The organism is Agrobacterium genomosp. 2 str. CFBP 5494 (genome assembly GCF_900013495.1).
Lineage (GTDB): Bacteria > Pseudomonadota > Alphaproteobacteria > Rhizobiales > Rhizobiaceae > Agrobacterium > Agrobacterium pusense.
This window is the reverse complement of record NZ_LT009718.1, coordinates 2,526,717-2,541,040: the sequence shown is the minus strand read 5'-3', so window position 1 is coordinate 2,541,040 and position 14,324 is coordinate 2,526,717. Positions and strand designations below refer to the sequence as shown.

Annotated in this window: 13 protein-coding genes; 6 read left to right on the top strand and 7 right to left on the bottom strand. The window is 59.1% G+C overall.

Going from position 1 to position 14,324, the window contains the following annotated elements; translation table 11 throughout:
* Nucleotide 1: 1 nt before the first annotated feature.
* On the top strand, nt 2-895 hold the full coding sequence (metF, locus tag AGR2A_RS12795) for a methylenetetrahydrofolate reductase [NAD(P)H] (protein ID WP_006697742.1): 894 nt from the start codon (nt 2-4) through the stop codon (nt 893-895).
* A gap of 465 nt (nt 896-1,360) precedes the next feature.
* Here the strand turns inward: metF and AGR2A_RS12790 are convergent, their stop codons facing one another.
* The 7 genes from AGR2A_RS12790 to AGR2A_RS12760 all read right to left on the bottom strand — a co-directional run bounded on the left by AGR2A_RS12790 (nt 1,361) and on the right by AGR2A_RS12760 (nt 9,120).
* Nucleotides 1,361-2,587, bottom strand: a complete 1,227-nt coding sequence (locus AGR2A_RS12790) for a lytic murein transglycosylase (protein ID WP_045531946.1) — start codon at nt 2,585-2,587, stop codon at nt 1,361-1,363.
* Between the two features lie 122 nt (nt 2,588-2,709).
* On the bottom strand, nt 2,710-3,489 hold the full coding sequence (locus AGR2A_RS12785; RefSeq protein ID WP_004442823.1) for a glycoside hydrolase family 25 protein: 780 nt from the start codon (nt 3,487-3,489) through the stop codon (nt 2,710-2,712).
* 233 nt (nt 3,490-3,722) lie between these two features.
* Nucleotides 3,723-4,442, bottom strand: coding sequence for a class I SAM-dependent methyltransferase (locus AGR2A_RS12780; RefSeq protein ID WP_004442821.1), 720 nt, complete (start codon nt 4,440-4,442; stop codon nt 3,723-3,725).
* Entirely contained in the window at nt 4,439-5,689 is a 1,251-nt protein-coding gene (locus AGR2A_RS12775) for a DUF3419 family protein (RefSeq protein WP_072494645.1), read from the bottom strand. Before AGR2A_RS12775 ends, AGR2A_RS12780 begins: the two co-directional genes overlap by 4 nt.
* 328 nt (nt 5,690-6,017) lie before the next feature.
* Nucleotides 6,018-7,097 carry a lytic transglycosylase domain-containing protein gene (locus AGR2A_RS12770; protein WP_072494946.1) on the bottom strand — a complete coding sequence of 360 codons (1,080 nt, stop codon included), beginning with the start codon at nt 7,095-7,097 and terminating at the stop codon, nt 6,018-6,020.
* Between the two features lie 123 nt (nt 7,098-7,220).
* The gene (locus AGR2A_RS12765; RefSeq protein ID WP_035209663.1) at nt 7,221-7,856 is read right to left on the bottom strand and encodes a LysE family translocator; all 636 of its coding nucleotides are present in this window, start codon (nt 7,854-7,856) and stop codon (nt 7,221-7,223) included.
* A 52-nt stretch (nt 7,857-7,908) separates the two neighbouring features.
* On the bottom strand, nt 7,909-9,120 hold the full coding sequence (locus AGR2A_RS12760; RefSeq protein ID WP_004442813.1) for a pyrophosphate--fructose-6-phosphate 1-phosphotransferase: 1,212 nt from the start codon (nt 9,118-9,120) through the stop codon (nt 7,909-7,911).
* 328 nt (nt 9,121-9,448) lie between these two features.
* Here AGR2A_RS12760 and AGR2A_RS12755 point away from each other — a divergent pair, with 328 nt between their 5' ends.
* From AGR2A_RS12755 to AGR2A_RS12735, 5 genes are all read left to right on the top strand, one after another.
* Entirely contained in the window at nt 9,449-10,189 is a 741-nt protein-coding gene (locus AGR2A_RS12755) for a J domain-containing protein (protein ID WP_034498855.1), read from the top strand.
* A complete protein-coding gene (locus AGR2A_RS12750) occupies nt 10,186-10,965 on the top strand; it encodes an N-acetylmuramoyl-L-alanine amidase (protein WP_072494644.1) in 780 nt (259 codons plus the stop codon). Before AGR2A_RS12755 ends, AGR2A_RS12750 begins: the two co-directional genes overlap by 4 nt.
* 248 nt (nt 10,966-11,213) lie before the next feature.
* Complete coding sequence (locus AGR2A_RS12745; protein ID WP_004442810.1) at nt 11,214-11,753, top strand: lytic transglycosylase domain-containing protein; 540 nt, start codon at nt 11,214-11,216, stop codon at nt 11,751-11,753.
* A gap of 88 nt (nt 11,754-11,841) precedes the next feature.
* Nucleotides 11,842-13,029 (top strand): FAD-dependent oxidoreductase, encoded by a 1,188-nt coding sequence (locus tag AGR2A_RS12740; RefSeq protein ID WP_037089873.1) that lies wholly within the window; start codon nt 11,842-11,844, stop codon nt 13,027-13,029.
* Between the two features lie 60 nt (nt 13,030-13,089).
* Nucleotides 13,090-14,280: an NAD(P)/FAD-dependent oxidoreductase gene (locus AGR2A_RS12735; protein ID WP_072494643.1), complete on the top strand. Its 1,191-nt coding sequence runs from the start codon at nt 13,090-13,092 to the stop codon at nt 14,278-14,280.
* The last annotated feature ends 44 nt before the right edge of the window (nt 14,281-14,324 follow it).

Below are 14,324 nucleotides of genomic sequence, written 5' to 3'. Positions count from 1 at the left end.
TATGTTGAGGTCGGAAACCGCACGCCGTGATGGCGACATCCGGTTGTCTTTCGAATTTTTCCCGCCCAAGAACGCCGAGATGGAAACCCAGCTCTGGGAAACGGTTGCCGAGCTCAAGAAGTGGAACCCGGATTTCGTCTCCGTCACCTACGGTGCCGGTGGTTCCACCAAGGCGCCGACGCTGGACGCGGTGCGCCGGATGATCGGTGACAGCCACCTGGCGACGGCCGCACATCTGACCTGCGTGGACGCGAGCCGCGATGAGGTGCACCAGGTCGTCGACGAGTTTCGTAATGCGGGCGTTCGTCATTTCGTGGCGCTGCGCGGTGATCCCTCCACTGGTATCGGCACGGCTTACCAGCCGCATCCGCAGGGTTACGAGAACGCCGCGGCGCTGGTAAAGGGCCTCAAGGAGCTGGGCGACTTTGAGATTTCCGTCTCCGCCTATCCTGAAAAGCATCCGGAAAGCGCAAGTGAAGCTGTTGATATCGACATGCTGAAGCGCAAGGCGGATAATGGCGCTACCCGGGCGCTGACGCAGTTCTTCTTCGATAATGACGTGTTCGAACGTTACATGGAACGGGTTACGGCGGCGGGAATCACCATTCCGGTGGTTCCGGGCATCATGCCGATCCAGAATCTCACCCAGCTCAAGCGTTTCGCCGGACGTTGCGGCACAAGCATTCCTGCGTTTCTGGATGAGCGTTTTGAAGGCTATGACGAGGATCTGGAGGGCCGCGCCCGCGTGGCTGCAGAGGTTGCGGCCGAGCAGATCGCCGATCTCCAGCGGCGCGGCGTCAATGAGTTCCACCTCTATACCATGAACCGCGCGCCGCTGGTTGATGCCGTGCTTGAAAATCTGGGTCTGGAGCGTCTGCGCCGCAGCGCCGCGTGATTTCAGCCAGGCTATTTTCGGACAGAAAAAAGCGCAGGTCCCTCGGGGGCTGCGCTTTTTAAATTCGTGTCATCTACGGTTCTTCACTGCGTTTGGTCTTCACGTCTCGTCAGATGAAAAGCATCATCGCTACGAACAAAAACGCCAAACCGACTGCCAAGGCATTGAGAGATTTTGTAAGTCCCATGGGTGCCTCCTCTTGTTGACAGCTTCGATAATATGACCGTTTTGTGGCAGTTGAAAAGCGGTTTTTGTGATGCGGTGCAGCACGTCTTTCAGGGCCTCAAAAAAGGAATTTCCGTAATTATCTGAAAATGAATGGTTATTTTCTTATCACGCAGTGCTTCATATGTTTAAAAAAAGTAAATGACCGGGGTTTTATCCCCAGTCATCCGGTCGAGATTAACGATTTCCGCCTTGATTCTGGCCGACAGATTAAGGGCCGGAGAGCAGCGTTAAGACAGGTTAAAGCGCCTGCAGAAGAGCTGCCGTAGGCCAGCCGTCCGCAGGCATGCCGAGGCGCTGCTGTTCCTTCTGGATGGCGACGCGGGTGCCAGAACCGAGAATGCCATCCACCTTGCCGACATTGTGGCCGCGTGCTTCGAGCTTGGTCTGAAGCTGCTTCATGGTGGCGTCATCAAAGCCGGGATCTGGGTTGCCCTTGTCATAGACCGGGCCGCCCATCAGGCGGGTAGCGAAATAGGCAGCCGAGGTCGTGTAGATGAACGACTGGTTCCATTCCAGATAGATGTTGAAGTTCGGATAGGTGAGGAAAGTCGGACCCTTGCGGCCCTGCGGCATGATGAGTGCGGCGGGAAGGGAGGCGAAGTTCTTGTTGCCATCGCGCGGGGTGACGCCAAGCGCAAACCATTCGCCGGCGGTCAGCGGGCCGCCAAGGCCGGATTTTTCCCAGGGCAGGTTCTCGGGCAGGGAAACTTCCTGAATCCAGGGTTCGCCCTTTTTGAAGCCGAGGTGCTGGATGAATTTTGCAGCCGTCAGAATGGCATCGGGCGCACTGCTCTTGACGTTGATGTGGCCGTCACCATCACCATCGACGCCGAAGGCGATGATATCCTTCGGCAGCATCTGTACCTGGCCGATTTCGCCGGCCCATGCGCCCGTATTGGTGGCAGGATCGAGATCGCCATGCTGAACCATTTCGATCAGCGCGAGCAGCTGCGGGCGGAAGAGCTCCGGGCGGCGGCAATCATGCGACAGGGTTACCAGCGCGTTGCGGGTGTTGAAATCGCCCTGAACGGCGCCAAAATCGGTCTCCATGGCCCAGAAGGCGGCAATGACGCCAGCGGGCACGCCGAACTCGTTTTCGGCGCGGGCGAAGGTGGAGGAGAGCTCCTGCAGCTTCCTGCGGCCGATATCAAGGCGGGCCTGGCTGACGGTGCGCTGCGAGAATTCGAGGAAGGTCTGGCGGAAAACGCCCTGCGCGCGGTCACGCGATAGCACCTTCTGGTCGATCTGTGCGCCCGCCAATGCCTTCTGGATCGCATCTGCGGGAATGCCCTTGGCAAGCGCATCGGCCTTGACGCCTTCAAGAAACGTACCGAGATCACCACCGCAGGCGACCTGCTTGGGATCGTCAGGCGATGCAACCGGTGGCGTGGCGAGGGCTGCGCTGGAAGACAAAAGAGACAGAGCGGCGGCAAAGATGATGCTGCGCGACCGGAACGTGGGCATGGGAATTTCCTCGATAGGTTGTTAGCCCGCTTTACCCATATGTTTGCGACAAAAAAACGGATCGGGCGATCTGACGTGGTTGAACAACGCCGAATTTTGGAAAGTGTTGCTTCTTGGCCGTCCTATTTGGCCGAAGCGATCCATTTCCGCCAGTTTTTCTCGCTTCCGGCAAAGACATTGATGTCGGTCGGGCCATTTACGCCGGGTACGACGCCTGTTGCGGTATATTGCCAGAAGGCCCATTGCCGGTCTTCATAGATCTTGGTCGGATGCGCGGCGACGGACCGCACCCAGAAATGATAGTCCTTGAACTGGCCGACGAGATTGTCGCGGTGGAAATCAACCGAGGTATAGATAATCGGACGTTTGCCGTAGTGGGCCTCGATGCGGTCAAGGAAGCGCTGCATTTCGGCGCGTACGATGCCGGGGGCCGGGCGCGTCTTGCAGGTGGGGGAGGCAGGGTTCCACTCCACGTCGAGAACCGGTGGCAACGTAACGGCGTCCTTCGGCACGTTGCGAATAAACCAGTCGGCCTGCGCGTCTGCCGTCGAGCAGAAATAATAGAAGTGGTAAGGCGCATGCAGAATATTCGCGGCTGCCGCGCTGCGCCAATGGTCGCCGAATTTCGGATCGATTCGATCCGACCCCTCCGTTGCCTTGATGAAGACGAATGACACGCCCGACTTGCGCACGGTCTGCCAGTCGACATCGCCATTCCATTTGGACACGTCGATGCCGTGCACCTCATGGCGGTGCGGGTTGTTGACGCCAAAATCCTGCGGGTCGGTATCGGAAAATTTTGGCTTGGATACGGACGCGGTTTCGAGCAGATCGTAACTCGTGGAGGTGCAGCCGCCGATCAATAGCAAAGCCGACAATAGTGCCGATAAACGCAGCCGCATTGGAACCCTGATGAAAATATTGCCCCTATACGGCCGCCAAAACGGCGCGCCGTATCTCCCGATTTACGCATAACATGGTAAACAAACTGATATGGCAAGTGGCAACGTGCTTTTTGCACCCGACAGTCGCTGGATTTGAAGCGATTTGCGCATTCATCGCCGAATAAGGCGCTGCAGGAGCCTTGACGGTGACGCCCCTCGGCGCTGCGCGGGGTCCGTTCTGCCCTCTGGAATCAGGCCTCGGCCAGGATGCGGTGGATTTTCGGTTGCTGCGCTTCAGTGACCGGAAGGGTAATGACAGCCCGCCAGGCGTAACCACGGGCGATTTCCTCAAATTCGAGGTTGCCATCAAAACGGCCTGCCATATTGGCCAGAACATAGCGAAGATTGGCGCGGGGCGTGACATGGAAGCGCGTGAGCCAGCCGTGCAGGAGCGTGCGGAACCACTTCGGCAGCTGTTCCTGCTGGCCGAAATCGACAATATGCAGCGCGCCACCGGGTTTCAGCGCCTTGAGCGCCTGTTCCACTGCCTTTTCCCAGTCCGGTATCATCGACAGCGCATACGGAATCATGACCCGGTCGAACCCGTCGGGCTGACCGAACTCGGAGGGGCGGAAAGCGGTGGCGTCGGCCACGCGCAAAATCGGGCGTTCCGCCCTGCCGGCGAAATTCTCGGCTGCGGTCAGCAGCATTTCGGCGGAGATGTCGAGGCCGAATAGTTTGGCGTCAGGAAACCTGCGGCCGGCCAGCAGCAGGTTGCGACCGGTGCCGCAGCCGACTTCCAGGAGCGTGCCGCCCTTTGGTACGTTCAGGCCGGAAATGGTCCGGTCGCGGCCAAGAAGGTAATATTTGCGGGTGATATCGTAGATATGCCGCTGGTGGCGATACATGCGGTCCATCAGGCTCGCATGTGCACTATCTGCAAGACTTACATTCTCACCGACGGTTTTCATGCCATAGCCCTCTGGTAAATATGGAAACCGCCATAAATGGCCGAGCGGTCCAAGGCGTTGAGCTCGCTGGAGCGCTCTTCCAGATAGACCCACTGATTGCGGATGTCGGGGGAAAGCCGGCCTTCGATCACGCTCTTTTCGGCTGCGGTGCGGAAGATGACGCGGGCGCCCGATGCGGCGGTGCGGCTGATCTGCGACCACAATTCGTTGAGCTGCACATCCGTCATCCAGTCCTGCGCGTCCAGGAGGATATAGCGGTCGACGGCGCTTGCCGGCTTTTTGGAGAGAAGCTCGGTGTAGGTGGCGTGATGCACGGCGACGCGCGCCGTATTGTTGCGGATTGTCTCGTAATATTCCGACTTGAGATAGGCGGGCAAAGAGCCTTCATGCGGCTCCGGATAACGGCGTGCAAAGGCCTGCCAGGCAAAATAATTGTCGCTCAGCGGAAAGTTGCAGGCGAGTTTTTCCAGCCGCTGCTTCAGAACCGAGGCAACCGTGCCGTCATCGGAAAGGCTTGCCAGTTCGTCATATTGGCGGGGTGGTATGCCGAGACCGAAGAGGGAGCTTTTGCGTTTCGTCAACCAGCGGACCACCTTCTTGTCGAAGAGCGGCGCGACCTTGCTGTCGAAAAACTGGCGCTGTTCTTCGAGCGTCCGGGCCCTGGCCATTTCGGTGAGCTTCACACCGTGCAGCCTGGCCATGAGATGGCCTGCGCCGATGAAGCGTCCGAGCAGGCCGGTGTGATAGATGTTCCTGTCAAACACCGAAATGCGACGACGGCTGGAAAGCATGCGCTTCGACCAGTAAGCCTTGGTCGTGGCATCAAGATGTTCGGCGATGAAGCGATCGTAACCGTGGCTATTGCTGCGCATATTGGCGCGGCCGAAGTGACGCACCACGTCCTGATGGGCGGGCAGATGGCGGAAGGCGGCGAGCTTCAGCTTGTTCAGCGCAATGTGATGCGGATTGAGGTCAACCACGTCGATGCTGGCCGGGTTGCGCGAGAGATAGGCCAGCATGTTGCAGCCGCCGGAACCGATGGTGACGATACGGTGACCTTCGCCAAGCTCCATCGCCTCCATGTCGATCTCGGGATCTTCCCAGATTTGCGGATAGACGAGGCCGGAGAAAAGAACGCCGAAGAACCGTTCGGAGAGGCCGCTTTTCGAGAGAGCCTTGTGCTGGAGCAATGCGGACTTCAGTTTCGTGTTCTTGCTGAAGCCGGTCTTGGGTGCCGCACTCGTCATTTGTTCACCTCTCAGTCGATTGAGAGGCGTCTACAGCCGTGACGCTACAGTTTGATGACAGGGGCTGTGGGCGAAGGTGGGGAATGATGGAGACGCTGGAAAACCAGACGGCCGGCACTGCGGGACACAAAGAACCGCCCCAGCGACGGATGGGGAGGCAACTGGCGCCGCTACGGATACGTCGCCTCGGGCTTGTCCCGAGGATCTGCACGTCCTGATATTTGCGAGGTTTTCAAATCCTTGGAACAAAACCAGGGATGGCGAAAGGAAAATGCCCGACGCTCAAGGACAAAAGGCTGCACCGCGCTCAGAGCGACGCCAGAGGCGATCACTTGCGCAGAACGTGCAGCATGCCCTTGCGTTTTGCATCGTAATAATAACCGCGCGCGTAAAGCCTGACGGCGTTGTCGCGGTCGTTACCCGCTACCACCCATGCGCCGCGTAAATATTTTACGGCGTATTTGAGATTGGTTTCGGCGTCGAACAGGCCCGAGGCGGGGCCATCGAAGCCCATGGAGCGTGCCGTAGCGTGCCTGATCTGCATCAGGCCGAAGTTACCGCTGTTATATGCGCCGGGATTATACCGGCTTTCGCGCTGCACCACGCGATGAACCAGGTCTTCCGGTACATCATACATGCTGGCGTATTTGGAAATCAGCCCGCTCAATTTTTCGCGTCCGGCAGGTGGCGTATTAAGCGGCGCAGTCATCGCTTCATTCTGCCGGATGGCGGCAAGGGCGGCGTTGGTCGGCCCGGCGGCATAGGCGAGAACGGTGCTGTCCGGCTTGGGCAGCGGAATGACTTTGCGTTCGGCCGTCAGTTCGGTGCCGATGGAGGGTGAGCCGGGTGGCGGCGGTGCCGGCGGGAAGCTGCCCTTGACGGCAACCACCTGCGGCAGATCGGCCGCGGCATTATGGGAGGCAGGTTTGGCCGTCGCAGCCGCCGTTTCGATGGCTGCCGCCGCGGGAGCGGCGCTTGCCGGTGCGAGTGCTGCGGCCGCGGTGGGTGCAGATGCCGCCACGGCGGCTTGGGCGACCTCGGTCTGCTGCGGCTGCATCTGGGCAGTGATCGCAGCGGCGGCAGCTATTTCGGAAGCCGGCGGCAGCGCCACGCGTCCGCCCTTGACGGCGACGGCTGTGGGAAGTGCTGCTGCCTGAGAAGAGGCTGCGGTTTCGGCGGTCTGAACCGATGCAGCTGTCGGGGTTGCTGCTGCGGCCTCGGTCGCTGCCGGCTGCGCGGATGTCGACGCAGGAGTGGTCGCGGGGTTGACCGTTGCGATTTTAGGGCCGTTTGGCCCATCCTTCGCGGTATATTCTACGCTGGTGCATGCGCTCAATGCCAGTGCCAGACCCACGGTGGAAGACAGAAGAAGTGTCCTTCTTCCGCGGAATTTGCCCGAATTTCGCATGTTGCCGCCTTCGTTATGCCTGTCTTTCGATACCCCCGCGTCGAGCGAAGCAGGCAGTGTCCCGTCGAGCTTCATTAACCTATTGTAAGGAAAGCGGCAAGCCGGGAGGCGACTTGCAGTGTTTCAGGCCGCGATGCGCCTGTATCCGGCGCTGACCGCGCGGCCGGAAATGAAGTGCGTGCGGTACTTCTGGCGGATTTTCTTGTCGCCAGACATGCGCCGCACCAGTGCCAGAGTCGATTCGGGAAACAGCCCCTGCACGATGAGAATGGCCAGAGCCAGAAGCAGGACTGCGGCCTGCGCCACGGCAAACGTCTCTACCGCATTGCCGGTGGTGGAGATGAATTGCGGCAACAGCGCCAGGAAGAAGGTGAAATAGCGCGGTCTCAGGGCAGCGGTTGCGTAACAATCGCGGAACGTTCCGCTCCCGGACTTGCCAGCCAGATTGTCATTATCGGCATTGGCCGCCTGGGCGGCGGGAGTGGCGAAAGTCCACAGGAAAAACAGCATCAGCCAACCGAGCCCGGCCCATTGCACGATTTCCAAGAACGACTGCGGCATATAGGCAAAGCCGGCCACAGGAATGGCTGAAATCGTCATGGCAGTTACGATACCGAGAGCGCCGCCGCTGACGGAAGCCAAAAGCGTCTTTTTGCCGCGGATGGCGGCATAAGAGGCGACAGAAAATACAAGGGGAGAGGGGAGTGCGAACACCACGGCACATGCTGCGCAAAAAATCAGCCAGGCCTGTCCAGACATTCTCTTCCTCCTTGCCCTCCCTGTCGCCGTCTTATTTTAGCCTACCGTAAAATCAGGCCGCTGTGAACGGCTGACCGACATGTTCCATCACTTCGGTAAACCATTTGGCAGAGAGGTCGAAATGCTTTCCGCCCTTGATACGCGGAAATTCGATGGTCCGCAATTTGCCATTCTGGTCTTCGTCGTGGCCGGTGACACCGGAGACCTTGTTGAGTGCGCTTTCCACGGCGAGATCGACCATGCCCTGGATGAGGCGCAGATCGTCGCCATTGGCGGGGGCAGAGCGGGCGAAATAGCCCGATTTCTGCACCATGGAGCGTTCCGCGCCGATGAGGCTGGCAAACTGCTTCTGGAACCAGCCGCCGACATTGATCGTGTCGATCTTCACATGGCCGAAGGCATCGCGCTTTACCGCTTCGCCGGAAGCCTCGCGTTCAGCGACGATGGAATCGAGGCCGGCACCTTCGGAGACGAACAGCGTGACGTAGCCGTGTCTGTCCATGATTTCCTTCAGGCGCTCGGCTTCCGCTTCGATGTCGAAGGCCATTTCCGGCAGGTAGATGCCGTCGATGTTCTTCATCTGCGTGTTCATCATCAGGCCTTCGACATATTCGTTGCCGTTGGTCTTCTGGATATAGGCACGGGCGGTAGCCGCCGTCAGCCAGCCGCAATGGCGGCCCATGACTTCGTGGATAACGAAGGTTTTGGGGGCTGCGCTCTGCTCGTTGCTGACATTGTCGAAGAAGGACGCGCCGACTTCGGCGGCCGTCCAGGCGCCAAGCGACTGCTTGATCGGAACCACGTCATTGTCCACCGTCTTCGGCAGACCGACGACGGTGAGGTCGTAGCCGTTGGCGCCGAGATAGGCGGCGAGGTCCGCTGCGGTCGTATTGGTGTCGTCACCGCCGATGGTATGAAGAATGGTGACGCCGTCGGCCGCCAGCCGCTCGGCAGCGACACGAAGCGGATTATCGCCTTCCTTGACGAGGCCGCGCTTGGCGCAATCGGCGGCGTTGGTAAGCTTGACGCGGCTGTTGCCGATCGGCGAGCCGCCGTAACGATGCAGCAGATGCGCCTTTTCCCGCATGTCTTTGCTGATTTCGATTCGATCACCCAGAAGCACGCCCTGATAACCGGAGCGGTAAGCGATGATATCGATCTCAGGCGCTATATCGCTGTATCGTTCGATCAGGCCGCCCACGGCCGAAGAGAGACAGGGCGCAAGGCCACCCGCGGTCAGCATTGCGACTTTCTGTTTGGCCATCATGGCTCTCCTTTTGCGTATACTCAAACACATGTCTGGACATGTCTGGCAAATGGATGCGACAGCCGCGTGTAGGTGTAAAGTGAATTTATCAAGAAAAACGCCGATTTCTCGCGCTTTTTCAGCGGCTTGACCTGACCGGGCGAATATAATCGTTTCAATAGGCCCATTGCGGACACGGGCCCAGTGCCCTGTGGAAAACTCGGAGTTCCGTTCACCCCGCTATCTTGTTCCTGAAGCAAAACTGTCGCAAAGATGAATAAAAGTTAATGCCGCTTACTCGCTGTGGATATTGCATTCGCGGCAATATCCCGTCATGCTTGCGGTCATGATGTTCGATTTCGCCTGTTTGCAAATTTCATCCCTGTGGGAACGGCTGCTCGGCGCAATCGGCGACGCGGCAGGCAACGCGCTTGGTCGCGTGGTGGAAGCCATCCGCACCCTGTTCGAAGGTGATCCGGAAACGCGCCGCAAGGTCTCTTTTTCCGTGGCCATCATCGCGCTTTCCGCCAAGATGGCGAAGGCCGACGGCATCGTCAACGATGCCGAGGTGCGGGCCTTCAGGCAGATTTTCGATTTTCCGGAAGAAGAAGCCAAAAACGTTGCCCGTCTTTATAACCTCGCGCGTCAGGACGTTGCGGGTTACGAAGCCTATGCGGAGCGGCTTGCCGGTCTTTGCGGTTCCGGTCACGATAATTGCGAGATGCTGGAAAGCGTCATCGACGGCCTGTTTCATATCGCCAAGGCGGATGGCCTGATCCACGAGCGTGAGCTCGCCTTCCTCGGCCGTATCGCGGAAATCTTCCATATCACCGAAGATCATTTCGAAACGATCATGGCGCGGCATGTGCATATGGATGGGCGCGATCCCTACCGCGTGCTCGGTGTTTCGCCGTCCGACGACTTCCTGGATATCCGCAAGCGTTACCGTTCGCTGGTGGCGGAGCATCATCCCGACAAGCTCATCGCCCGTGGCGTTCCCATGGAATTGCATGCGGCTGCGAATGAGCGTATGGCGGCTCTCAACGCCGCCTATGCGGCCATCGAGAAAGAACGCCGCGTCGCATGAGTGAATGCCTGCCGGATTTTACCCCGGATTTCGGGGGCGCAACTGTTGCGCCTTCGCCTAATCACGGCGAGAGGATCGGCGTGCCCGGTCCCGATATCATTCTTCTTCATTATACCGGCATGACGACAGCCGATGGCGCTCTGTCGTGGCTCTGCAATCCCGAAAGCCAGGTATCGAGCCATTACTTTGTTTTTGAAGACGGGCGCATCGTCCAGCTTGTGCCGGAAACCCGACGTGCATGGCACGCGGGAAAAAGCTCCTGGGCCGGGGACGAGGATATCAACTCCCGCTCCATCGGCATCGAAATCGCCAATCAGGGTCATCCCGGCGGGCTGCCGGAATTCCCCATGGAGCAGGTGGAAGCCGTCATCGAATTATGTCGCGATTGCGGCCAGCGGTGGCATATCGCCCCTGAAAGGGTGCTTGCCCACTCGGACGTGGCGCCGATCCGCAAGGTCGATCCGGGCGAAAAATTCCCGTGGGACATCCTGTCGCAGCACGGTGTCGGCCATTGGGTTGAACCCGCGCCAATCCGCGGCGGGCGTTTTTTCCAGCGCGGCGACCATGGCCAGCCCGTCGAAGCGCTGCAGTCGATGCTGTCCATCTATGGTTACGGCGTTGAAATAACGGGCAATTATTGTGAAAAAACCGAGGGCGCCGTGGCGGCGTTCCAGAGGCATTTCCGGCCCGCACTGGTGGATGGCATTGCGGATTTTTCCACCATTGACACCCTGCACCGGCTGATTGCCAACCTGCCGAAATTTTCGGTCGCCTGAACGCAGTTTCTGGAAAACGAATCCCGGTTTGCCGCGCTCCGCAAGTCGCTTTTTTGGGGTTGCCACAGTTAATCCGCATTGAGGAAGTTTAAGAACAGCACTGTATGCGGTGACGTTCTTCAGGGGAACCTGCCGTCAATATCAATCAAGGAGACCGGACAGCGGAGAGTCGCGATCGACTTTCCGGGCGTTGACTAATTGTGCCGATTCATTGTTCCGGTCCTCCGATCTGGAGACTTTTTCTACATATGAACAGGGTTGTTGTTGCTGTCGTAGTGGGTATTGCTGTACTCGCTTCGCAGGCGGGGATTGCTTTTGCCAAAGATGAAGACGTGAAGACCAAGACCGTGACGCTGGAGAATTTCTTCCGCAAGCCCGGTTATCCCATGCCAGAAAAGAGCCTGCCTTCTTCGCTCAGGAACGATTATTCCGATCTGATCGTCAAATATGCCAAGCGTTACGGCGTTCCCACCAATCTGGCGCATGCCGTGGTTTCGGTTGAAAGCAAGTTCAACCCCAAGGCTCGTGGCAGCGCCGGCGAAGTCGGGCTGATGCAGATCAAGCCGGCAACGGCGCGGATGATGGGTTATCGCGGCACGACCAAGGCGCTGTACGACCCCGAGACCAACATTCGCTGGGGCATGCAATATCTGGCGACGGCGCATCAGCTGGGCGGCGGTCAGGTTTGCAGCACGATCCTGCGGTACAATGCCGGCCATGGCGCTACCCGCATGAACCCGGTCTCCAAGCGTTATTGCGGCAAGGTGCAGGCGCTGCTGGCCGGCTGAGGCCTCCATCGTCTGAGAAATTGCGAAAAGCGATTCCGCTTCCACCCGGCATGCTGTAGTCAGAAGCAAAGCTGATACGGAGCATGACATGCCGGATTTCAAATATATCGTCGTCGGGGCCGGGATGATGGGAGCGGCTGCGGCGCGGCATCTCTCAGTGCAAACGGATGACGTGGCGCTGATCGGCCCGGGTGAACCCGCCGATCCCAAGACCCATAAGGGCGTGTTCTCAAGCCATTACGACGAGGCGCGCATCACTCGCGGGTTTGACGGTGATCCCGTCTGGGCGGAACTAGCGCAACGTTCCATCCACCGTTATGCCGAGATCGAGGCTAAGAGCGGCATCCGCTTTTTCACCGAAGCGGGCTGCCTGTTCACCGGCAACGGCAAGGGTCTTGCCGGTGATTATGTCTCGCGCGCCCTTTCCTCGGCCGACCGTCTAGGCCTTGGCATAGAGACGCTGGGCCATGATGTGCTTGCCGACCGGTTTTCGATGTTCTCCCTGCCAGCCGATCACGGCGGTTATTTCGAGGCGCGGAATGCCGGTCACGTCAATCCACGCGCCCTGGTGAAAGCGCAGTGCGTCATTGCGGAAGCGCAGGGCGCACGGTTGCTGCGCGAGACGGCGGCGCATATTCGCGATACCTCCCGTGGCGTCGAGGTTTCGACCCGCGAAGGGGCCATCCACACCGCCGAAAAGGTCATCGTAGCCGCCGGCGGTTTTACCAACATGGCAGAACTTCTTCCATCGCCGGTCGATATGGCGGCAACGGGCCGAACCATCGTGTTTTTCGAGCTGGACGAGGCAAGGCAGGCCCTGTTTGGAGCGATGCCATCCACCATCGTCCTCGCGGAGATCGAGGACGACATCGTCTACATCCTGCCGCCGGTGCGTTATCCCGACGGCAAGGTCTATCTGAAGATCGGCGGCGAGAGCGAGAAGGGCAGGCTGGAAACGCTGGCTGACGCGGTTGGCTGGTTCCATTCGGACGGCACGCCTGAGGAGGTGGAGTTTTTGAAGAAGCGGGCGCTATCACTGATGCCGGAGCTTGCCGGCTGCCCCGTGACCTCCGGCTCCTGTGTCGCCTCCATCACCCGCAGCGGCTATCCCTACATCGGCTATACGCAATCTTCCAACATCGCGGTTCTGACCGGCGGCAATTTCGTTTCCGCCAAATCTTCGGACGAAATCGGACGGCTGGGAGCCGTGCTGCTTTTGAACGGTCAGCTGGCAGAGGATGAGTTCGCCGCCGAAATGGCCCCGGTTTTCGTCTGACATTTTCGGGCGAAGCGGCTAAAAGGTTTCGACGGAAGTGAGCGGGTAAAGAGGGGCGGCATGTCGGGACATTTCAAATATATCGTCGTGGGCCGCGGCATGATGGGCGCCGCCGCCGCCCGCCATCTGGCCGAAACAGTGGATGGCGTCGCGCTGATCGGTCCCGGTGAGCCTGCAGATATAAAATCGCATCAAGGCGTCTTCGCCAGCCATTATGACGAGGCGCGGATTACCCGCACCATCGATGGCGATGCCGACTGGGCGTTGCTCGCTAACCGTTCCATTGCACGTTATGGCGATATTGCCACACGCAGCGGTGTCGAGTTTTACGCGCCGGTCGGCTGCCTGATGGTTGGACCTGAGCGGGGCGGCGCCAATCCCTTTGTCGATGATGTTCTGAAGGCGGCGGCTCGGCTCGGGGTTTCCACGGAACTCCTGGATGACCAGAGCCTGAAAAGCCGCTTTCCCTATTTCTCCTTCGAACAGAGCTGCGAAGGCGTCTTCGAGAGGGATAATGCCGGTTACGTCAATCCCCGCGCGCTGGTGAAAGCACAGGCCATAATGGCGGAAAAGGCGGGTGTTACGCTGATCGACGATATCGTTGTTTCCACCCGGGAAGAAAGTGGCCGGGCATCGGTTCATACGGCATCAGGTGCGGTTTACACCGCAGACCGGGTGTTGGTGGCGGCTGGCGGCTTCTCGATTACCAAAGATCTGTTGCCCCAGCCGGTAGCGCTGGATGTCTATGCACGCACCGTTGCTTTCTTTGAGATAGATGGGGGTGATCTGGATCAATATGCCGGCATGCCGTCGCTGATCTACGAGCCGCGCGACACGACAAAACATATCTATCTTCTGCCGCCGGTCCGCTATCCCGATGGCAAATTCTACCTGAAGATTGGCGGCGATCCCGATGACAAGCGGCTCGGCAGTGATCCGGAAATCCGGGAATGGTTCCATTCCGGCGGACGTGAAAGCGTGCGGGATCATCTCGCTGACATCGTCGGAACGCTGGTGCCTGCCATCGATCTCTCGCGTGTCTCGATGGCCGCCTGTGTGGTCTCCAAAACCGGCAGCGGTTATCCGGCCATTGGTTTCACAGCCTCGCCGCGCATTGCGGTCTTGACCGGCGGAAACGGCACGGCGGCCAAGAGCTCCGATGAGATCGGACGGCTTGGCGCGTTGCTGCTACGAGACGGAGAAATCGCCGACGGTGCTTTCTCGACGGATTTCAAACCCGCATTTCTTTAATCTTGGCCGTCGCTTTTCGGTGGCTTTCGCTGCGGAACATGGTT